The sequence below is a fragment of the Streptomyces sp. NPDC104202 genome (assembly GCF_055584185.1).
Genome location: NZ_JBVJMN010000018.1, coordinates 1 through 20732, shown reverse-complemented (window position 1 = coordinate 20732; position 20732 = coordinate 1). Strand labels below are relative to the sequence as shown.

At 68.7% G+C, this 20732-nt stretch carries 13 protein-coding genes; 9 read left to right on the top strand and 4 right to left on the bottom strand.

Annotated features, from left to right (window positions below; all coding sequences use genetic code 11):
- Nucleotides 1-45: 45 nt before the first annotated feature.
- Complete coding sequence (locus ACZ60W_RS14580; protein ID WP_469755658.1) at nt 46-1614, bottom strand: hypothetical protein; 1569 nt, start codon at nt 1612-1614, stop codon at nt 46-48.
- A gap of 237 nt (nt 1615-1851) precedes the next feature.
- On the opposite strand from ACZ60W_RS14580, the gene ACZ60W_RS14575 reads away from it, so the two are divergent.
- From ACZ60W_RS14575 to ACZ60W_RS14545, 7 genes are all read left to right on the top strand, one after another.
- The gene (locus ACZ60W_RS14575) at nt 1852-3252 is read left to right on the top strand and encodes a PIN-like domain-containing protein (RefSeq protein WP_469755657.1); all 1401 of its coding nucleotides are present in this window, start codon (nt 1852-1854) and stop codon (nt 3250-3252) included.
- A 257-nt stretch (nt 3253-3509) separates the two neighbouring features.
- Nucleotides 3510-4007 carry a hypothetical protein gene (locus ACZ60W_RS14570; RefSeq protein ID WP_469755656.1) on the top strand — a complete coding sequence of 166 codons (498 nt, stop codon included), beginning with the start codon at nt 3510-3512 and terminating at the stop codon, nt 4005-4007.
- 125 nt (nt 4008-4132) lie between these two features.
- On the top strand, nt 4133-7993 hold the full coding sequence (locus ACZ60W_RS14565; protein WP_469755655.1) for a BREX-2 system ATPase PglY family protein: 3861 nt from the start codon (nt 4133-4135) through the stop codon (nt 7991-7993).
- Nucleotides 7993-10737 (top strand): BREX-2 system phosphatase PglZ, encoded by a 2745-nt coding sequence (gene pglZ, locus ACZ60W_RS14560; RefSeq protein ID WP_469755654.1) that lies wholly within the window; start codon nt 7993-7995, stop codon nt 10735-10737. The genes ACZ60W_RS14565 and pglZ overlap by 1 nt, the downstream gene beginning before the upstream one ends.
- Nucleotides 10734-12065: a BREX system ATP-binding protein BrxD gene (brxD, locus tag ACZ60W_RS14555; RefSeq protein ID WP_469755653.1), complete on the top strand. Its 1332-nt coding sequence runs from the start codon at nt 10734-10736 to the stop codon at nt 12063-12065. The genes pglZ and brxD overlap by 4 nt, the downstream gene beginning before the upstream one ends.
- Nucleotides 12062-14194 carry a DEAD/DEAH box helicase gene (locus tag ACZ60W_RS14550; RefSeq protein WP_469755652.1) on the top strand — a complete coding sequence of 711 codons (2133 nt, stop codon included), beginning with the start codon at nt 12062-12064 and terminating at the stop codon, nt 14192-14194. Before brxD ends, ACZ60W_RS14550 begins: the two co-directional genes overlap by 4 nt.
- Nucleotides 14195-14473: 279 nt before the next feature.
- Nucleotides 14474-16540 (top strand): DUF2075 domain-containing protein, encoded by a 2067-nt coding sequence (locus tag ACZ60W_RS14545; protein WP_469755651.1) that lies wholly within the window; start codon nt 14474-14476, stop codon nt 16538-16540.
- A gap of 49 nt (nt 16541-16589) precedes the next feature.
- Here ACZ60W_RS14545 and ACZ60W_RS14540 read toward each other — a convergent pair whose 3' ends face one another.
- From ACZ60W_RS14540 to ACZ60W_RS14530, 3 genes are all read right to left on the bottom strand, one after another.
- A complete protein-coding gene (locus tag ACZ60W_RS14540) occupies nt 16590-16724 on the bottom strand; it encodes a hypothetical protein (RefSeq protein ID WP_469755650.1) in 135 nt (44 codons plus the stop codon).
- A gap of 275 nt (nt 16725-16999) precedes the next feature.
- Entirely contained in the window at nt 17000-18622 is a 1623-nt protein-coding gene (aceB, locus tag ACZ60W_RS14535) for a malate synthase A (protein WP_469755649.1), read from the bottom strand.
- A gap of 225 nt (nt 18623-18847) precedes the next feature.
- Complete coding sequence (locus ACZ60W_RS14530) at nt 18848-19462, bottom strand: nucleotidyltransferase family protein (RefSeq protein WP_469755648.1); 615 nt, start codon at nt 19460-19462, stop codon at nt 18848-18850.
- A 185-nt stretch (nt 19463-19647) separates the two neighbouring features.
- Between ACZ60W_RS14530 and ACZ60W_RS14525 the strand changes: the two genes are divergently transcribed.
- The gene (locus ACZ60W_RS14525) at nt 19648-19965 is read left to right on the top strand and encodes a DUF5955 family protein (RefSeq protein ID WP_469755647.1); all 318 of its coding nucleotides are present in this window, start codon (nt 19648-19650) and stop codon (nt 19963-19965) included.
- Nucleotides 19966-20028: 63 nt separating this feature from the next.
- On the top strand, nt 20029-20574 hold the full coding sequence (locus ACZ60W_RS14520; RefSeq protein WP_469755646.1) for a GNAT family N-acetyltransferase: 546 nt from the start codon (nt 20029-20031) through the stop codon (nt 20572-20574).
- Nucleotides 20575-20732: the final 158 nt, after the last annotated feature.

Below are 20732 nucleotides of genomic sequence, written 5' to 3'. Positions count from 1 at the left end.
GGCGTACACCACGCGCTCTACCCGTCCCGGGCCCCAGAGACTGCCTCAGCTGCACGCTCGAGACGTCTTCTCCGTCACCGCCACATCCTCCAGACGCACGGAAAGGGGCTTGCCCCGCCGTGGATCCCACAGCCAGATTCGGTCGCCGGACGGGCCGAACGTCAGCAGCGGGCGAGTGGAGGCAAGCGGCCCGTTGAAGACCGCGATGTCCTCGCTCAGCGGCTTCACGCAGACGAGGCTGCCCTGGATCCCGTAGTACCGAGCCGGATCGCGGCCGGACGCCACCGCCTCCCGAGCCCGGGACGAGTCGATCTGAGCAACGGCGATTCCGGTCAACAGGGTCATGCCCACGACGAAGAGGGTCATCAGGGCGAGTCCCGCTCGCTCCATGCCGCGCACCCGAATCAGGTGGAAATGGCGGGCCCACCCGGCGAGCGCCAGAACAACCGTGACACCCAGGGCTGCGGCGCCGATCGGCACGAGTGATGCCGCGTAGGACCAGTACACGGACACGGATGCGGCTTCTGACGGAAGATCAAACGCGCGCTGCAGGTAGACCGTGTGCATCAAGCCTCCGAACCAGGGGAGGGCGAGCCCGAGCGCGGGGATCAGAGCGGGCACCGCCCAGTTGGCGTTGCGGCTGAACCAGGAGTGCACGAAGGCGTACCTGAGCCCGTACGACACCGGGGGAACGAGAACCACGGTGAGGGCAGCCCATGCGACCGTCTCTGCGGAGGGTGTAAACGCCACGATGCCCGGGACCTGCATCCCTAGCAGGATCGAAGCGGCCACGAAGAGTGAGCCCTTTAGCAGTGGGACGATTCGAGCCCCGGGCTCGCGATGGGAGGCAATTTTCGTCCCTACCGGCCACACCAGCGTGCCTGCTAGGAGGATTGGAAGCAGGACGAGCAGTCCTTCTGAAAGGGCGGCCGCGTACCCGCATGCCACTCCCGCCATGATGTAGGCCGAAAGGAGCAGCGCAGCAGGCCAGAGGGTGAAGGGCTCAGCCGGGGCATCCTCAGGATTCCTGCCTTCCATTCCCGCGGGGATACGCAGGTGGAGAATCCCCGGGTCGTAAGGGCGACGAGTGAGGGCTCCGCGCGCCAGCAGCTCAGCTACTACCTCGACAGGCGGCCGGCCGTCCTGCTTGATGATCCGGACACTTGTCACCAAGCCCAACAGCTCACGCCAGGCAAAGATGCGGCTTCTGAAGTCCTGCCGCACCGAGGGTCCGGCCAGTGTCTCCCGACGCCCGCGGTAGGCATGCAGCTCCGTCCGGTGGTCCACGGACAGCTCGTGCTCGATCAGCGCCGCATCCACCACCCACATCCCCGCCTGATGTCGTCGCGCCAGCCCTTCGATCTCCGAGACCGCCGCCTGCACCGCGCCGAACCGTGCCCCGTGCAGGCGTACTTCCACCAGCAGTCCCCGGCGTCCGCTCCCCAGAGCGTCTCCCTCTTCGTCACCGGGAACCCACGGCCGTACCGACCACCCCCGCCCCTCCAACAGCTGCGTCGACAGCTCCGACTCCTCCGTGCTGTCGACCACCGCGACGAGTAACTCGACCCGCCGGTTGAACGGCTCGACCGGCAGTGGCGAGGGCGCCGGGTCCACGCTGTCCTGGCGGCCACCGGAGCCATCGCCACCCCGCTGAGCCGGAATCGCCCTGCCCGTCCTGCCCGTTGCACGCCGAGGCACCCGTCGCATACCTGACACTCCACACCTCCGTGATCCGACTCCGGCCCAGGCGAGATTGGCCGAGACGTCACTCCCGCAGCACGGCCGATCCTGGAACCATCCCTCCCATGCCCGAGGCATGTACCGGGCCAACGAGGGGAAGCGCACAGCAGTATGGGGTACAAGGACAGCCCGGAAGGCCAGACCACCGGTCGCGGGATCTTTGACTGTGACGGGGCCCATCGCACCCCGCTCAAGAGCGACTACGAGCGGGTCTTCCAGTCAGGGACGATCGTCCTCGACACCAACGTGCTGCTCAACCTCTACCGCTCCAACGCCCGCACCCGGCAGGACACCTTCGCCGTCCTCTCCAAGCTCCGCGACCGGCTCTGGGTCCCGCACCAGGTGCTCACCGAGTTCTGGCGCAATCGCGAGCTCAGGTCGATCCGCCATCATCACAGCACACGGGCCAAGGAGACTTCTCTCGCTCTCGACAAGGCGCGCAGGTCGGCGCACGACGCCGTCGACCGGTGGGTGAAGGATGTACGTCTCAAGCAGGACGAGGGCGTCACCCTACGCATCGACGACGGGCTCAAGACGCTCGCCGAGGCGATCGACGGACTACGCGAGATCATCGACGCGCAGGCCGAGCGGGATGCCCTCCTGGGAACGGCCGAGACGCACAGCGACCCCGTACTGGCCGAATTGGAGCCGCTCCTGCAAGGCCGCATCGGGGAGCCGCTGCCGACCGACGAGTACGACAAGGCGGTCCAGGCGGCGCAGAAGCGAGCGGACGAGGAGATCCCGCCCGGGTACGAGGACTTCAAGACGAAGTCGCCGGAGCGCGCGGCCGGCGACTACCTCCTCTGGGTGCAGCTCCTCAAGGAGGCCCGGAACCGCGAAGGCGACGTCCTGCTCGTCACCGGTGACGTCAAGAAGGACTGGTGGCACCCGAAGGACGGCGACATCTCCGCCCGCCCTCGAGCCGAGCTGGTGGTGGAGCTGCGTGAGCACGCCGGTGTGCAGCTCTACATGCTGACCCCCGCCGACCTGCTCAAGTGGGCAGAGGAACTGCTCGAGGGCCTCGACGTCGACAAGGACTCCGTCGACGACCTGGAGCAGCTCCGGGAGGCGGACCGCGAAGAGACGACGGCCGAGACCGGCTGGACCCGACAGTCTCTTGGAATCTTCGTCGAGCACCTGCGGGTGCGCTACCCGGCACACGCCAAGGTGATCATCGCCGCCGCGGCGAACGGCGGCTTCGTGGACAGGGCCACCGTGTACGACCTGGCGGGATATCCCGACGACCGGCGGCTCAAGGGCTTCACCCGACCCATCAGCACCGTGGCGAGGGAGCTGGAGGACCAGGGGCTGCTGACGGGCGAGGAGTCCTTCCTGCTCCACACCATCTACGGTTCGCCCACGGAGCCCTCATGGGCCACCGGGTTCCGGATCCCGGACGAGGCCGTGCCGATACTTCTGGAGACGTTCGTCGAGCCGGGACGGTCGTCGCAGCCTCCCAAGGGCGAGGGCGACCCCGGTGACGGTCCGAAGCCTTCGGAGACCGACCGGTAGGAACAACAGGTCCGCGGCACCTGCGCCGCGGCTCCTGCCTCGAGGCTGAAATCGCGCCCTTGCCCTCCTCGTATCCCTCTGTCAGACAAGGGAGAGGGGTCGAGGGCAGGGGGGCAGCCGTGAGTGGGGGCACAGAGGACGGCGGAGTCGCCGCGGCGCCGTCGCGTTGGGCGCGGGAGCGCTTCGGAGAACAGGCGAGCGGGCTCGTCGCAGGGATTCCGAGACGGCTGGCGCGTGCTCATCAGCGGGCGAGGGTCGTGCACGACCAGGCCGATCTCAAGAAGCGCGGGCCGTACGGGCACGTCCTGGCAGAGGCCGTACTGGAAGAGCTTGCCGACGAAGCCCGCGCCCTCGGAGGATCGGTCCGTGAGCTGCGTGGCTACGACTTCGCCGTCCTCAACGGATGGGCCCTCTTCCCCTTCAAGTATTCCGACCGGCCGGTACCTCTCGATCGTGCCCGCCTGCGTGCCGACGTTTCCGCCCAGCGGAAGCGGCTGCTGACAGCGCACGGTCCCGAGCCGAAGGAAGGGCTGTTTCCGCTGGAAGAGGTTGCGACCACCCCGGAGTACGACAAGATCCACGAGGCGTTCGAGGAGCTCGGACGCAGCACCAAACTGGTCTCGGTCTTCTTCACCGCCAGCCGAGGTGAGGGCATCCACTCCATTCACTGGGGGGAGGCGCACCTCGAGGACGACCGCACCTTCACCTGGTCGCCGGCGGAGCCTCTTCCTCTGTACACGGCCAAGGGCCGGTGATGATCGACTGGCTGTCACGGAAGTTCCCATGCCCCCGCTGAGAGCCCCTGCGAGCTGGCAAGATAGGGGGACGAGCGCGCTGCGCGGACCATGTGAACCGCCGAGTGAGGGAACGAGAGCCACCGATGTCCACGAATGAGCTCTTCCTGCGGGATGTCATCGACATCAAGGAAGACGTCCACGCCGGCGATTTCAAGGTGGAGCTCACCGGAGGCTTCACCGAGACCGCCGCCAGGGTCGCGGAATACGTGGTCACCGACCAGCTGAAGCTTGCCTTCGGCAAGGCCCTCGGCATCGTCCGCGCCTCCGTCCGGGGCGGGAACTCCCACGCCGCCTACCTCCACGGCTCCTTCGGTTCGGGTAAGAGCCACTTCCTGACCGTCCTCCACGCCGTCCTCAACAACGAGCCGTCGGCACGCTCCAAGCCCCGGCTCCAGGAAGTCATCGCCGAACACGACGAGTGGCTTCGGGGCAAGCGGTTCCTGATGGTGCCGTACCACCTCGTCGGCTCCACCGACCTGGACTCGGCCCTGCTCGGCGGGTACGTCGCCGAGGTGCGGCGCCTGCACCCGGGCGCCCCCACCCCCGCCGTCTACCGTGCCGACTCGATGCTCGCCGACGCGGCGAAGCTCCGGAACAGCATCGGCCACGACGCTTTCGTGGCACTGCTTCCTTCCGCCGGTACGGCTTCCGGCAGCTCGGACGGTGACCTCGACGATCTCGATGTGATCGACGGCTCGGGCGCGGCCTGGACCTCCGGTGAGCTGGACGCGGCCTTTGCCGCCCCCGCGGGCGACGCCCGGCGCGACCGGCTGGTGTCGGCGCTGCTGACCGGGCCGATGTCCTCCTACGCGGAGGGCGCCCGAGGCGACGCCCAGGCGTTCCTGCCGCTGGAGAACGGTCTCGCCGTCATCAGCCGGCACGCGAAGTCCCTCGGGTACGACGGCCTCGTCCTCTTCCTCGACGAGCTGATCCTGTGGCTCCAGGCGCACATGTCGAACCGGGAGAAGGTGAACTCCGAGGTCAGCAAGCTGGTCAAGCTGATCGAGTCCGGTGACAGCGCCCGTCCCGTTCCCATCGTGTCCTTCATCTCCCGTCAACGTGACCTTTCGCAGCTCGTCGGCGCGGACGTCGTCGGTGCCGACGTGAAGAACCTGGAGCAGCAGGTCGAGTATCTGGCCGGTCGCTTCGACGTCGTGAGTCTCGAGGACCGCAACCTCCCGGAGATCATCAAGGAGCGCATCCTCAAGCCCAAGGACGAGCAGGCCCGGGCGGCTCTGGACGGGGCGTTCGGAGCCATCGAGTCCACCAGCTCGCAGGTCAAGGACGTCCTGCTCGACGCGCACGGCGCCACCCAAGCCGACTGGGCGGACTTCCGGGCCGTCTACCCCCTCTCGCCCGCGCTCCTCAACGTCCTCGTGGCACTGTCCGGCGCGCTCCAGCGCGAGCGGACGGGTCTCAAGCTGCTGCAGGAGATGCTGCGGCGCCGGCGTGCCGACTTCAAGCTGGGGGAACTGATCCCCCTCGGCGACCTGTGGGACGTGCTCTCCGACGGCACCGGAGAGGCGTTCACCGACCGCCTCAAGAACGAGGCGGAGGCCGCGCACACCTTCCACACCAAGGTGCGGGCCCACCTGCTGGAGAAGTACGGATCGGAGGAGAACGAGAAGTTCATCGCCGACGACCGGTTCGTCAAGACTCTGCTGCTCGCCGCGCTCGCCCCCGACGTACCCGCTCTCAAGCGGCTCACCGGCGGTCGGATCGCCGCGCTGAACCACGGCTCCATCCGCTCCCGCACCGTCGCTCCGGGCTCGCTGGTCGTGACGCGACTGCGGGAACTGCAGGCCGAGTTCGGCGAGATCCGGGCCGACGGCGACCAGGATCCCGTGTTCACCCTCCACCTGTCCGATCTGGACATCGAGCCGCTGCTCGACATGGTGGCCGACGAGGACCGCACGGGAGCCCGCCGCATCTGGGTCAAGGACCAGCTCTGGAAGGCGCTCGGGCTGAAGGACACCGGCGCCTTCGTCTGCGAGCACGACATCGTCTGGAAGGGCAGCAGGCGGACTGCCGAGTTCATCTTCGAGAACGTCCGCGACACCACGCAGCTGCCCGCCGAGCAGTTCCGCCCCGGCGTGGACGGTCGGGTGCGGTTCATCCTCGACTACCCCTTCGACGACGGTCAGCACTTCCCCAACGACGACGCGCAGCGGGTCGAGCTGCTGCGCTCCGAAGGGCTCATGGCGCCGACCCTCGTCTGGCTGCCGTCGTTCTTCTCCGAGCAGAAGAACGCCCAGCTGGGCCGCCTCATCAAAATCAACTACCTCCTTGAGCGCGACCGCCTCGACGACTACGCAGGACACCTCGCCTCCGACGACCGCGTCCGCGTCCGCCATCAGCTGGCCGCCCAACGCGACACCCTGACCTCGCAGCTGACCGCCACGCTCGCGCAGCTGTACGGCATCGCCAAGGTCGACGAGAACAGCGTGTCCGCGGAAGTCAGCGAAGGGAAGCACATCCTCTCGCTGCTGCCCGAGTACAGCCGGCCCCAGCTGCAGGGCGGCAAGTCCTTCATGGACAACCTGCAGCACCTGGCCGACGGAGTGTTCGGAGCCCTCTATCCCAAGCACCCCGACTTCGACCGGGCCGGCGACCGCAAGGCCGTCACCCCCGCCGAGCTGAAGACCGCGCTCACCTGGATCACCCGGGCCATGGACGACGGCGGCCGCCGCATCGAGGTCGACAGCCACCACCTCAAGACCGTCAAGAAGATCGTCGAGCCGCTCGAGCTCGGCCAGGTCCACGACGGTCCGTTGGTCCTCCGCAACGACTGGCGCGCACGGATCAACCAGGCCGCCCACCAGCACCGTCCCGGCACTGAGGATCTGTCCGTCGAGGAGATCCGCGAGTGGATCGCCAAGGACCACGGCTGGACCGGCCTCGACAAGAACGTCAGCAGTCTGATCATCGCCACCTACGCGCTTCTCGACGACCGTGCCTGGATCTTCCACGGTGGCAGCCCCCTGCCCCAGGCGCCCGACCTGAACGACATGGGGGCGGGCCATGGCCTGCGCGCACAGCAGCTGCCCACGGACGAGGAGTACACGACCGCCAGGGAAAGGGCTGCCAAGATCTTCGGAGTGGCGGTCCAGCCCACCCTCTTCGCGCGGAACGTGAACAAGCTTCACACCGGCGTACGGGAAAAGATCAGCCAGTACGAGCAGGCGGTCAACGGGGTCCGGACGTCTCTGAACCGACATGCAGAGGCACTGGGGCTGGAGTTGGACACCAGCGCACGGGCGTCGTCCGCGAAGGACGCCGCGGACCTCCTCGCTCGCCTGGGGCGTCACCACGAAGCGACCGCGACGGTCAGGGAACTGGCCGGTGTCTCGTATGCCACATCGGACGCGGTGCTGGCCACGGCCATCACGTCCGCCCCCGAGGTGCTCAAGGCGCTCGACGACGCCGACTGGCAGCTTCTCGACAGCGTCCGTGGCTTCGCCGGGCGACGGGACAACGTCGGCGAGCGGGCCGAGCGGTTGATCGGGGAGATCGCCGAGGCCGCCACCGCGAGTGAATTCGAACGCTCGCTGGTCCCGGTCCTGGACTCCATCCGCAGCAAGGCCGTCGCCCTGGTCAAGGACGCCGCTCGGCTGGCTCAGGTGGCGGAACCGGTAGCACCGCTGCCCCCTGTCGAGCCGACGCCGGACGATGTCCGCCTCACCCAGCACGGCACACCGCCCGTATCGTCCACACGCTCGACGCCGGGGTCCGGCGCCTCCGTGGCCACGGGGGGTGCGGCGGGCTCCCGGACCGTACGCCTGCAGCCGAGCCACATGGAGAACGCCCTGAGCAAGGCGATGGACAACCTCTGGGACGAGATCCTCGCCTACTCCGCCGCCAACCCCGGGATGGCAGTCGAGATCACCTGGCAGGTAGTGCCGCCGGAGGAGAGCGGATCCGCAGGCGCCGAGGCGCAGTCCTGATGGCGGTGCGGCCGCTCATCGACCGCAGAATCGTCGAAGCACTCCTCGAGACGGAGCTGCGGCGGGCCAAGGACCGCCGTCTCCTGTTGGTCCACGCCCGATACGACAGCGCGGCCCCCACCGACTTCACGGCCCGGATCGACGGTCGGCAGCGCCCGGTGCGGGTCACCGACCAGGATTCCGTTCTGGGAATCGTCGACGCGTGGCAGCGGCTCCTGGACGAGTCCGAGCCCGACAGGCTGCTCGTGGTGACGAGCGATGTGCCGGCGACTGCTCTGGGCTGGGACCTGCGTGCCCATGCCGTCGGACGCCGCAGTCTCACGGTCGACCGGGCCGAGATCGTCAAGCAGCTCTTCGGAGCCGCCGACATCGATCCTCGTGTGGTCCGCGAGGCCTGGCTGCTCGACGCCCTGATCGAGGCCGAACCCGCCGACGGTTGGCCACGTGACGGATCCGTCCTCACGCGGGATGCCGCCGTGAAGGCACTCGTCGGTGAACGGCTGGGGCTGGGTCGTGCAGCAGGGGGGCACGCACTCGATCTGGACACCAATGCACTGCTGGCCTGGTCCCGGACCACTGCGGGTCCGGCTCGCTTCCGAGAGCTGGCCGCATCGGAGCGTGACGGACTGTCCGACTGGCTCAGCGGCGTGATCGGGTCGGCCGCACCCACGCTCCTTGCGCTCATCGCGGACGGCAGGGGGCAGGACGCCATGGCCCTCGGCGTCCTCGGCTCCGTGCTGAGCGCGCCGGAAGCTCCGGCCGGGACGAGCTTCGCACTCGGAGGTCTGTTCGGTTCGACCTTGCGTTCGGTGGACGACCTACCGCCTTTCACCTCCTCGGTGATCGGCGCGCTCGCACGATGGATCGGCGAGGCCGAGGCCAACAGCGCTTCGGGCTCCGAGGCGCGGCAGCGTGTCTACGCGGTACTCGACCGAGCCGACCAACTCGCTGCCGAAGCCGGACTCGGACAGGCTCTGCGAGCCGATCCCCTGCTGCCCTCCGGACTCAAGGCGCGCTTGAGAGATCTGGCCGCCGCTCTGGCGACCTCTGCCGAAGAGGCCGAGGCAGCGCTGAACCACGTCCTGGCCCATCAGCTGGCCCGTCTGCACCCGGCCAGCTGCCATGCCGCACGCATGGCGGTGCGCGTCCTGCGATGGCTCGACGAGCCTGCTCCTGTGGTGGCATCGGTGGGACAAGGGGTCAGCGAACACTTTGCGCAATGGGGGTGGGTCGACCGTGCGCTTGCCGTCCTGGCGGAGGGCGACCCGCTCGGGGAATCAGTCGTGGGCCAGGCGTACCACCTGCTCATCGGCAAGGCCCGTGCCCGGCGCGCGGCCATCGACGAGCAGTTCGCTGCCCGATTGTCGGGTTGGGCCCTGACCGCCTCGACACAGGCACCGGCGGGCGCTCTCCTCATCGAGGACGTGCTCACCACCCTCGCTGTACCGCTTGCCGGAGCGGGCAAGATGGCAGCGGCTCCGCTCGTGCTCGTACTGGACGGCATGAGCGCAGCCATAGCGACGCAGCTCGGGGACGAGATCGACCGTCGTGTCTGGACTGAGATCGTCCCCGCACCGCAAGGGGCGGCAGGCGCACGGCGGCAGGCGGCCGTATCCATGCTGCCCTCGGTCACCACCATCAGCCGGGCCTCGCTGCTCTCGGGGACGGCGACGAGCGGCAAGCAGCCGGCGGAGAGCAAGGGGTTCGCAGCTCTGTGGCAACGGCACCGGCGTACGGGGACGCTCTTCCACAAGGGCCGGATCGGCGGGGTCGAAGGCCACCGCCTGGCCCCTGAGCTGCTCGACGCGCTCGCCGGCGACGGGGTGGTGGGTGTCGTACTGAACACCATCGACGATGCGCTGGACCACGGGCAGGAGGGGGAACGCACCACCTGGCGGCTCAAGGACATCAGTCACTTGCTGGACCTGCTCAACGCCGCTCGAGGCTACGGCCGTCCCGTCTTGCTCGTCTCCGACCACGGCCACGTCATCGACCGTTCGTCCCCGGGCCGCGGACCGGTCAAGGCAGCGGGCGTGCAGAGCGCCCGCTGGCGCACGGGCACGGCCGGAGAGGGCGAAGTCGAGCTCAGCGGACCGCGCGTCCTGGCAGGTGAGGGCTCCATCGTGGCGCCATGGCGTGAGGACATCAGGTACACGCCGCGCAAGGCGGGGTACCACGGTGGGGCGTCGATCGCCGAGGTGACCGTGCCGGTGATCGCCTTGGTGCCGTCACAGGAGCTGTTGCCGTCGGGGTGGGTCCTTCTGCCGCCCGAACAGAGCGTGCCGTCCTGGTGGGAACCTCGCACCGATACCGCAGCCGCTGCGGAGCCGGAGGCTTCGGTGAGCCGCCGGAGCCGGAAGCCCAAGGAGGCGCAGGCCGGCGAGGGACTCTTCGCAGCGGACGACGTGGCATCGGAGACGCCGACGCTCGGCGACAAGGTCGTGCGGACCCAGCGATACACGGCACAGAAGGCGTTCGTCCGCAGAGCCCCGGACGCCAAGGCGGTGGCTGCTGTGATCGACGCGCTCGCCGCGGCCGGTGGAAAGCTGACCCCGGACGCGGTCGCCGCCGCCGCGACCGCTGCCACCGGAAGGTCACAGCGGAACCCCGAAATCTTCGTCACCGTGGTGCAGCGCCTTCTCAACGTCGAAGGCTACGGCGTGATCAATCTGGTGGACGCGGGGCGGACCGTCGAGCTGAACGTCCCGCTTCTGCACGAGCAATTCGGAACGGAGCGTCCGTGACCGGTGTGACGGAGGTCAGCGCGGCCCGCCGCCGCGAAGTGGTGGACGCGCTGAGGCGCGGCACCGTGCCGCAAGCGGGGCTAGATCTGTTCGCGGTCGGTCTCGACCGCTTTGCCGCGGCCCTGGACGACGACCTTGCGACAGCGGCGCGCGGTGGGTCCGCATTTCACGCCATCCGCGGTGAGTACGGTTCCGGCAAGACGTTCTTCGCCCGCTGGCTCGCCGAGCGGGCCAAGCGCGCGGGGCTGGCCACCACGGAAGTGCAGATCTCCGAGACCGAAACCCCGCTTCACCGCTTGGAGACGGTCTACCGGCGCCTCACGGAACGGCTCACCACAGCCACCCATCAGCCCAGCGCGCTCAAGGCGGTGGTCGACTCGTGGTTCTACACCCTCGAGGAGGAGATCCTCGACGCCGGTGAAGTGGCGGACGACGACGAGAAGGCACTTGCCGCGGCCGTCGACGAACTGATGGAGCAGCGACTTGCCGAAGTCGCCCGGACGACGCCCGCGTTCGCGGCGGCCCTGCGCGGCTATCGGGAGGCGCGTGCTGCGGGCGACAGCGCGACGGCCGAGGCGCTCATCGCCTGGCTGGGTGGGCAGAAGTCGGTAGCGGCCTCGGCACGCAGAGCTGCGGGGGTCCGTGGGGACCTGGACCATTTCGGCGCCATGGGCTTCCTGCAGGGGCTGCTCACCGTGCTGCGCGACTGCGGCCACCCCGGGCTCCTCGTGGTTCTCGACGAGATCGAGACCCTGCAGCGGGTGCGAGGCGATGTACGCGAGAAGGGGCTCAACGCCCTGCGGCAGCTTCTGGACGAGATCGACGCCGGGCGCTTTCCCGGCTTGTTCCTGGTGATCACGGGCACGCCGGCGTTTTACGACGGTCAGCAAGGCGTCCAGCGGCTTGCCCCGCTGGCTCAACGCCTCGCCACCGACTTCACCACCGACCCGCGTTTCGACTCGCCGCGTGCGGTGCAGCTACGCCTTGCGGGCTTCGACCTGCCGAGTCTGGGAGAGCTCGGACGCAATGTCCGCGACCTCTATGCGGGGGCGGCACGGAACCCCGAGCGGATCGAAGAACGCGTCGACGACGCGTACCTTGCGGAGCTTGCCTTGGCGGTCACCGGTGGCCTTGGCGGGAAGGTGGGAGTCGCCCCGCGACTGTTCCTGCGCAAACTTGTTGCCGATGTACTCGACCGTGTCGATGAGTTCGGCGAATTCGATCCGCGCCTGCATTACGCGCTCACCGTGTCCAGTGCTGAGCTCAACGAGGTCGAGAGGAACGCCGCTCAGGTCGATGCCGACGCCATCGAGCTGGACCTGCCATGAGCGCCCTCGACGACCTGGATCCGGTTCTGGCACACCACATCGTCAACTCCCTCGGCTGGCGAGGTCTCCGTCCGCTGCAGGAGGAGGCGATCGAGCCCCTGATGGCCGGCGAGGACGCGATTCTGCTGGCTCCCACAGCAGGTGGAAAGACCGAGGCCGCCTCCTTCCCCCTTCTGTCACGGATGACCGCGGAACGATGGCAGAGCACCTCGGTCCTTTATGTCTGCCCTTTGAAGGCCCTGCTCAACAATCTGTTGCCGCGACTGGAGACGTACACGTCGTGGCTCGGGCGTACCGCCGCTCTGTGGCACGGTGACGTGACCGCGGGCAACCGGAAGCGCATCTTGAACAACCGGCCCGATGTCCTGCTGACGACTCCTGAGTCGTTGGAAGCCATGCTGGTCAGCGTGAACGTCGACCACAAGGCGTTCTTCTCCGGGCTACGGACCATCGTGGTCGACGAAGTGCACGCCTTCGCCGGAGACGACCGGGGATGGCACCTCCTTGCGCTCCTCGAGCGGTTGCAGAAGTCCGTCGGACGGCCGATCCAGCGTGTCGGACTGTCGGCCACCGTGGGCAATCCGGTGGAACTTCTCCACTGGCTTCAAGGATCCGGGGCCAGTGAGAGGCCGGCGCGAGTGGTTGCGCCTCACATCGCTGATCCGAGCGACGCGAACCCGGTGACCCAGACGCCCCCCGGCGACATCCAGCTCGACTACGTAGGTTCCGTCGACAACGCAGCCCGAGTGATCTCTTCGTTGCACCATGGAGAGAAGCGGCTCGTCTTCTGCGAATCACGACGTCTTGTGGAGGAGCTCGGGGAGAAGCTGCGCCTGCGGGGAATCACTACCTTCCTCTCCCATGCCTCGCTGTCGGTCGATGAACGGCGACGCGCTGAGCAGGCCTTCGCAGAGGCACGGGACTGCGTGATCGTCTCCACCAGCACGCTGGAGCTCGGCATCGACGTCGGTGATCTCGACCGGGTCATCCAAATCGACGCTCCGGCAACCGTCGCTTCCTTCCTGCAGCGGCTGGGTAGAACGGGGCGGAGGGCGGACACGACGCGCAACTGCCTCTTCCTGGCTCTCACGGAAGACGGACTGCTGTCAGCGGCAGGAATGCTGTTGCTGTGGTCGCGGGGCTGGGTCGAACCGGTCATCGCCCCGCCCGAGCCTCGCCACATCGTCGCCCAGCAGCTCCTTGCACTCTGCCTGCAGGAACATCAGGTCGGCGATCGGTCGTGGCGGGATTGGTGGAACGGGCTTGGGCCCTTCGGACAGCCCGCCGAGCCGATTCTGAGGCACCTTGTGGATGAGGGGTATCTCGACCGTGACGGCGACATGCTGTTCATCGGACCGGAGGCCGAGCGCCGCTTCGGGCATCGACACTTCATGGGCCTGACAGCAGTCTTCACAGCCCCACCCCAATTCACCGTACTCCAGGGCCGTATGGAGATCGGTCGCACCGACCCGGATCTGTTGACGGAGGAAGTCGAGGGACCGCGAAAGCTCCTCCTGGCAGGCCGTAGCTGGTTGGTCACGTACATCGACTGGCGCCGCAAGCGGTGTTACGTGGAGCCGACGGACGGGGGAGGAAAGGCGAAGTGGAGTGGACTCGGATTCGCCCGGGCGACATCGTTCGAATTGACCCGAGCGGTCCGTGAGGTGCTTCTCGGAGCCGATCCTCCGGTGAGGCTCACCAAACGAGCGACGACATCCCTCGCCGATGCGAGAGACCACTTCATCGAGGCAGTGCATCCTGGCGGCACACTGATCGTGCGCGGCAGTGGGGGTCACACACGCTGGTGGACCTGGGCGGGGCACCGGGCCAATGCCACGCTCGCGGCCTCACTCGGCGGGGTGGCCGCCCCGGCACAGCGCATCAACGACTGCTGGGTGCGTCTCAGGGAAGACGTCGATCCGCAGGTGTGGAAGCAAGCCCTCTCGGACGCATCAGGACAGCTGTGTCTTCCTGAAGTGGATGCGCGGGCGGTGAAGGGGCTGAAGTTCGGCGAGGCGCTCCCTGCCCGACTTGCTGAATCGACCCTTGCGATCCGCTTCTCCGACCTGGTGGGGGCGCAGACCGTGTTGGACGAACCGACGCGATTCGTGGCCGACCTCGGCACCTGACATTCTCGGACCGTCGAAACCGTAGTGGGAAAAGTGCCGGGCACTCTTCTGAGCGATACGGGCTCGACGCGTCTCTCGCCAGGACCTGTGAGTTCTGCACCGCGCCGCCCGAAACGGCCACCTTGAGTGACGCAAAGTGATCGCCCGCACGAGGCTGTGACCGTTCAGGTGGCGTTGTCGACGATCTATGATCACTGAAGTCATCGCGGCCCGACGGGCTTCCACCAAGGGACACGCCCCCACCCGCACGAGCTTTCTCGTGTCCTGGGGGACCCCTTCGTGCTTCTTCTGCAGCTCTCTGCGCGGCATCTTCTGAAACTCCACCGCAGGAACCGCCTATTGCCGCACATGGCTGCGCGCTGGGTTCGATTCAAGGGGAAGCCGGTCTCTGATACCGAGCAGGAGGCTTGGCGGGAAAGCCTGGTCAGGCTTGCGGAAGAGCTGGTGGATGCCGGCCACGGAGAGCTGCACATGTTCGTGGAGTGCCAGCCGGAGGGGCTCGAGGCCGCGGCAGACGTCATTCTCGTGGGAGTCCATCCCGAGACGGGGCAGGATTCCCTGCTCATCGTGGAGCTCAAGCGGTGGGGATCGGTCGAGACCGCCGCGCACCCGGACAAGGTCGCCGTCCCGGGGTACAGGAGACCCAAGAGGCATCCCAGTTCCCAGGTGGCCAAGGTCGTCGACTTCTTCGCGTCCGATGCGTCGATGAACGGGCTGAGCGTCTCCTACGCGGGTCTCACCTACCTGCACAACGCGACCGAGGAGTCCGTCCAGCCTCTGTTGGCCGCGGGAACCCCGAAAGGCTCCCACGCCTTCTACTTCACCGACGAAACCCGTCTGGATCTCCTGGAAGAGGTGCGGGACAGATTCCAGCTGGAAAGCGGTGCGCCGGCGGCGGGACGTCTGCTGAAGCGCCTCGGGCTCCGCAACGCTCCTCTCCTGGAAGCGATGGCATTGTCCGAGGGCGTCGACACGGCCTTCACTCTCCGGGGTGAGCAGCGCAGCGTGTGGCGCGACGTGAAACGGGCGGTGGGCAGGGGGCGGTCCGCGGGCGAGGGAGGCTCGGAGCACTCGGTGTTCCTGATCCGTGGAGGAGCGGGGACGGGGAAGAGCGCCATCGGGCTGCAGCTTCTGAGGCACTTCACCGCAGCCGGTCTGACGGCGCGCTATGCCACGGGTTCGATCGCGTTTCACGCCGCGCTGGACAAGCAGTTCCAGCGTGACGGGATTCTCTCCAGTGAGCAGTTGGCGCACTTCCTCAGCTTCGTCGAACGACCTGAACCCGTACTCGATCTGCTGATCTGCGACGAAGCCCACCGCATGCGCGAGGTGTCCAAGCTTCAGTACTGGCCGCCGGAGAAGCACGGCAAGCAGCCCCAGGTCGACGAGCTGATCCAGGCGGCTCGTGTCACTGTCTTTCTGCTGGACGAGAATCAGTCCCTCCGGCGTGAAGAAGTGGGTTCCAGTCGACTCGTGATCGAGGCGGCGGAGCGTCACGGCATCACTCCGGACATCTACGACCTGCATACGGAGTTCCGCTGCGGTGGCAGCGAAGGGTACCGCCAGTGGGTACTGGATCTTCTCGGCATCTCCGGGCATGCCCCGCACGTCTGGGAATACGACGGTCTGATGCACGTCGAGGTGGCCGACAGCGTGGAGGCACTCGAGGAAATCGTTCGGGACGAGCAGCGTGACGGGGCCACCGCCCGCATGGTCGCGGGGTTCTGCTGGCCGTGGAACGAGCCCGATGAGAAGACCCGTGAGCTGCCGCTCGATGTGCGAGTCGGGAAATGGAGGCGCCCCTGGAACGCGAAGGGGACGCTGAGGCGCTATGCGAAGGGTGAACCGCCTGCTGCGCTGTGGGGAGTGGACGCCGGGGGAGTCGGTCAGGTCGGCTGCGTCTACACCTCCCAGGGTCTGGAGTGGGACTGGTGCGGGGTCATTCTCGGCGACGACATGGTCCGCCGCGGCGACGAGTGGCATTTCAAGAAGGGCAAGGTCTCGGGAAAGGACGAGGAGACCGGTCTGAGGAGACGGTTGAAACCCGGCTCCGTGGATCCCAGACTGCCGTCGGCGCCCGATGAGTTCGCCCGCCGGATCCGGAACGCGTATCACGTGCTGCTGACGCGCGCCAGCGCCGCGACCGTGATCCATTCGGTCGATCCGGAGACCCAGCGCTATCTGAAGAAGATGGTCGCGCCTGTCGACGAGGAGGGGCTGAGGCCTACCTCGGCGGACCTGCCCATGGAACAACTGTTCGCGCGTACGCTCCGGGCGCACGCCGCCGAGCAGAAGCAGCAGCGGGATGCCTCGGGCAGCAGGCAGCTCGGCCTGTTCGATTCCTGAGGCGAGTGCAAGGGATGGGGCGGCGGGCCCGAAGGCCCGCCGCCGTCCACTACCGGATTCCGGTGATGGACGCCGCCACTCGCCCTGCCCAGAGCAGCAGTTCCGTTACCAGGCCGCCGGTGACGCCGAGGGCGAGGCTGTGCAACCACGGGCACCGAGCGGGCTTGCGCTTGGCGTGTTCCATGCCAGGCATCTCCTTGAGGAGTCGGATCGTTGGCAGGGAAGTCCCCAACCGGGGCACCGGCCGATCCGAGAGAACACGTCGTGTACACCCCTCCGAGGAAGGGCGGCAGCGACCCCACGCTACCTCGCCACCACCGTTCCGCGCACCTGCGTAAGGAGCCTGGACGGGACGCGAAGAGCCCCGCCGCCGGTGCTGTGCGACACCGGGGGCGGGGCCCTGTTCGAATGCTGTCCGACCGCTGTGCGGGCCGTCGGGGCAGCCGTACTGCTCCGAGGTCAGCCGACCAGCTGCTCGTAGGCGGGGAGCGTCAGGAAGTCGGCGTAGTCGGCGTCGAGGGAGACGTGGAGGAGGAGGTCGTGGGCCTGCTGCCACTTGCCGGCGGCGAAGGCCTCCTCGCCGATCTCGGCGCGGAGGGCGGCCAGTTCCTCGGCGGCGACCTTGCGGGCGAGCTCGGGGGTGGCCTTCTGGCCGTTCTCGAAGACCACGCCGGCGTTGATCCACTGCCAGATCTGGGAGCGGGAGATCTCGGCGGTGGCCGCGTCCTCCATGAGGTTGAAGATGGCGACGGCGCCGAGGCCGCGCAGCCACGCCTCGATGTACCGGATGCCGACCTGGACGGCGCTGACCAGGCCGTCGTAGGTGGGCTTGGCGTCCAGCGAGTCGATGGCGATGAGGTCGCCGGCCGCGACGGAGACGTCCTCGCGGAGGCGGTCCTTCTGGTTCGGCCTGTCGCCGAGGACGGCGTCGAAGGAGGCCATGGCGATCGGGACCAGGTCGGGGTGGGCGACCCAGGAGCCGTCGAAGCCGTCGCCGGCCTCGCGGTCCTTGTCGGCCTTGACCTTCTCGAAGGCGACCTTGTTGACCTCGGCGTCGCGGCGGGACGGGATGAAGGCCGCCATGCCGCCGATGGCGTGTGCGCCGCGCTTGTGGCAGGTGCGGACGAGGAGTTCGGTGTACGCGCGCATGAACGGGGCCGTCATCGTGACCGCGTTGCGGTCCGGCAGGACGAACTTGGCGCCGCCGTCACGGAAGTTCTTCACGATGGAGAAGAGGTAGTCCCAGCGGCCCGCGTTGAGGCCGGCGGCGTGGTCGCGGAGCTCGTAGAGGATCTCCTCCATCTCGTACGCGGCCGTGATGGTCTCGATGAGGACCGTGGCGCGGACGGTGCCCTGCGGGATGCCGACGTACTCCTGGGCGAAGACGAAGATGTCGTTCCAGAGGCGGGCCTCCAGGTGCGACTCGGTCTTCGGGAGGTAGAAGTACGGGCCCTTGCCGAGGTCGATCAGGCGCTGGGCGTTGTGGAAGAAGTAGAGCCCGAAGTCGACGAGTGCGCCGGGCACCGGCCGCCCGTCGAAGGTGAGGTGGCGCTCCTCCAGGTGCCAGCCGCGCGGCCGCATGACGACCGTGGCGAGCTCGCCGGCCGGCTTGAGGGCGTACGACTTGCCCGACTTCGGGTCCGTGAAGTCGATCTTCCGGGAGTACGCGTCGATCAGGTTGACCTGGCCGAGGACCACGTTCTCCCAGGTCGGCGCCGAGGCGTCCTCGAAGTCCGCGAGCCAGACCCTGGCGCCGGAGTTGAGCGCGTTGATCGTCATCTTGCGGTCGGTCGGGCCGGTGATCTCGACGCGGCGGTCGTTCAGGGCCGCCGGGGCCGGAGCGACCCTCCAGGAGTCGTCGGCGCGGATCGCCGCGGTCTCCGGCAGGAAGTCCAGCGTGGACGTACGGGCGATCTCGGCGCGGCGCTCCGCCCGGCGGGCGAGGAGCTCGTCCCGGCGCGGGGTGAACCGCCGGTGCAGTTCGGCGACGAAGGCCAGGGCGGCCTCGGTGAGCACCTCCTCCTGACGCGGCAGGGGCTCGGCATCGACGACGGCCAGGGGGGACGGCGCTGGTGCGGACATGAACTGTCACTTCCTTCAGCGGACTTCACGGGCGGTGCCAGGCGGCCGCCGGGCGTCGCGGTTCGGCACGGAGTGCCGCAGGCGCCGAGATACGGCCGCGAGCGCCGTTTCGGGAAACAGCGCTTCTGAACAGTGGATACTAGTTTCCTCATGGTGGAAGTTCAATGGTTTGTTGATGTCGAGATTCTCCGGATCGACACAACGTGGCGCACGGTGCCGCCCGCTTCACTCCAGAAGGGCCAGATCCGCCTCCGTGTCGATGTCGTAGGGCTCGGCCACATCCGAACAGTCCACCGGCGTGATCGCATCCCGGTGCGCCGCCAGATAGTCCCGCGCGCCCCGGTCGCCGACCGCCCCCTCGGCGATCCCCGCCCAGTGCCCCGCCCCGAACAGCACCGGATGCCCGCGGTGCCCGTCGTACGACGCCGCCGCGAGCGTGTCGCGCGACCCGTACGCCGCCCGCACCCGCCCCACCGCCTCCGCGCCGATCCCCGGCTGGTCCACCAGCAGCACCAGCGCCGCGTCCACACCCCGCGCGTCCGCCTCCAGCGACGCCAGCCCCACCCGCAGCGACGAGCCCATGCCCGACGCCCACCCCGGGTTCTCCACGACCACGCACCCCGCCAGCTCCGCGCGCTCCCGCACCGCCTCCGCCTCGGCCCCGATCACCACGTGCACCACCTCGCACCCCGCCGCCCGCAGCACGCCCACCGCGTGCTCGACCAGCGGCCTGCCGCGATGCGTCAGCAGCGCCTTCGGCCGCCCCCCGAGCCGCCGCCCACCCCCCGCCGCGAGCAGCAGTCCGGCGACGACGGGCCTACGATCCTCCGCTGTACTCATGGGAACTGCATACCTCATCGCGCGGAATGACACGGTCGCCTGAATTCCGCCCACCAAGGGTGGCGCGTCGGGGTGGCGAAGGAGTTAACTGGCCCGCGGCTCACGGGGGCCGGTCAGTGGGACGGCCGGTCCGGAGTGAGCGTCGTACGGAGTTCTGCGCACAGGGTCGTGCGAGGGGGAGAACCATGTTGCGAAGCGTGGGGCAGAGGCGAGTGACCGGCGAGGGTGTGGACCCCAGGGTCGTCGAACTGCGGTCCGCGGTGTCCCGGCTGCGGCGGGAACTGGCCGCGCACCGGGTGGAGTTCGCGGACCGGGGCATCGCCGAGGACGAACTCGCGGCCCTGGACGCCATGGCGCTCAGCGGCGCCCCGGAGGTCCGGCGGCTGCGCCGCTCGCTGCTGCTCGTCGCCGGCTGCGTCGGCTCCGTCAGCGCGCTCGCGGAGGGGCTGGACGGCGTCCGCCGGGCCGTGGAGCTCTTCGGCCCGCCACCCCCGAACGCCTGAGCGACCGGACCCGGCGGGGAAACGGGATTGCCCGGGGCGGCCCGTTCGCGTTGGCTGGTCGGCATGACCGAACTGACGACCGACCGCCTCCTCCTGCGCCGGTGGCGCGACTCCGACCTGGCGCCGTGGGCGGCGATGAACGCCGACCCCGAGGTGCGGGAACACCTGGGCGACCCGCTGACCCGGGAGCAGAGCGACGCCTCCGTGGCGCGCTTCCTGGCCGACTTCGACCGCCGGGGCTACGGATGGTGGGCGGTCGAGGTCCGGGACACCGGCGCGTTCGCCGGATTCGCCGGCCTGGACGAGGTGGACGACGGCCTGCCCTTCACCGGAGTCGAGATCGGCTGGCGGCTGGCCCGCCCGGCCTGGGGGAAGGGCTACGCCACCGAGGCCGCGCGCGCCGTCCTCGCCCACGGCTTCGGGGTCCTCGGCCTCCCCGAGATCCTCGCCGTGACGACCGCCGGCAACCTCCGCTCCCAGGCCGTGATGCGCCGCCTCGGCATGACCCGCGCCCCGGAGGACGACTTCGACGACCCCGCCGCCCCCGAGGGCCCGCTCCGCCCCAACGTGCTCTTCCGCATCGCCCGCCCCGCCGCGCCGACCGCCTAGACGGTCCTCCCGCCGACCCCGCCCGGTCCCGGAGTGACCGACAACACGCCCCCTAGGGCCTGGGGGGGGGGGGGGGGGGGGGGGGGGGGGGGGGGGGGGGGGGGGGGGGGGGGGGGGGGGGGGGGGGGGGGGGGGGGGGGGGAGGAAAGGGGGGACGC

What these genes read in the sequence shown, in the direction of transcription:
- aceB (WP_469755649.1), bottom strand. Translation starts at nt 18,622, where the DNA reads ATGTCCGCACCAGCGCCGTCCCCCCTGGCCGTCGTCGATGCCGAGCCC.
- ACZ60W_RS14530 (WP_469755648.1), bottom strand. Translation starts at nt 19,462, where the DNA reads ATGAGTACAGCGGAGGATCGTAGGCCCGTCGTCGCCGGACTGCTGCTC.
- ACZ60W_RS14575 (WP_469755657.1), top strand. Translation starts at nt 1,852, where the DNA reads ATGGGGTACAAGGACAGCCCGGAAGGCCAGACCACCGGTCGCGGGATC.
- ACZ60W_RS14520 (WP_469755646.1), top strand. Translation starts at nt 20,029, where the DNA reads ATGACCGAACTGACGACCGACCGCCTCCTCCTGCGCCGGTGGCGCGAC.
- ACZ60W_RS14565 (WP_469755655.1), top strand. Translation starts at nt 4,133, where the DNA reads ATGTCCACGAATGAGCTCTTCCTGCGGGATGTCATCGACATCAAGGAA.
- ACZ60W_RS14550 (WP_469755652.1), top strand. Translation starts at nt 12,062, where the DNA reads ATGAGCGCCCTCGACGACCTGGATCCGGTTCTGGCACACCACATCGTC.
- ACZ60W_RS14540 (WP_469755650.1), bottom strand. Translation starts at nt 16,724, where the DNA reads ATGGAACACGCCAAGCGCAAGCCCGCTCGGTGCCCGTGGTTGCACAGC.
- ACZ60W_RS14525 (WP_469755647.1), top strand. Translation starts at nt 19,648, where the DNA reads ATGTTGCGAAGCGTGGGGCAGAGGCGAGTGACCGGCGAGGGTGTGGAC.
- pglZ (WP_469755654.1), top strand. Translation starts at nt 7,993, where the DNA reads ATGGCGGTGCGGCCGCTCATCGACCGCAGAATCGTCGAAGCACTCCTC.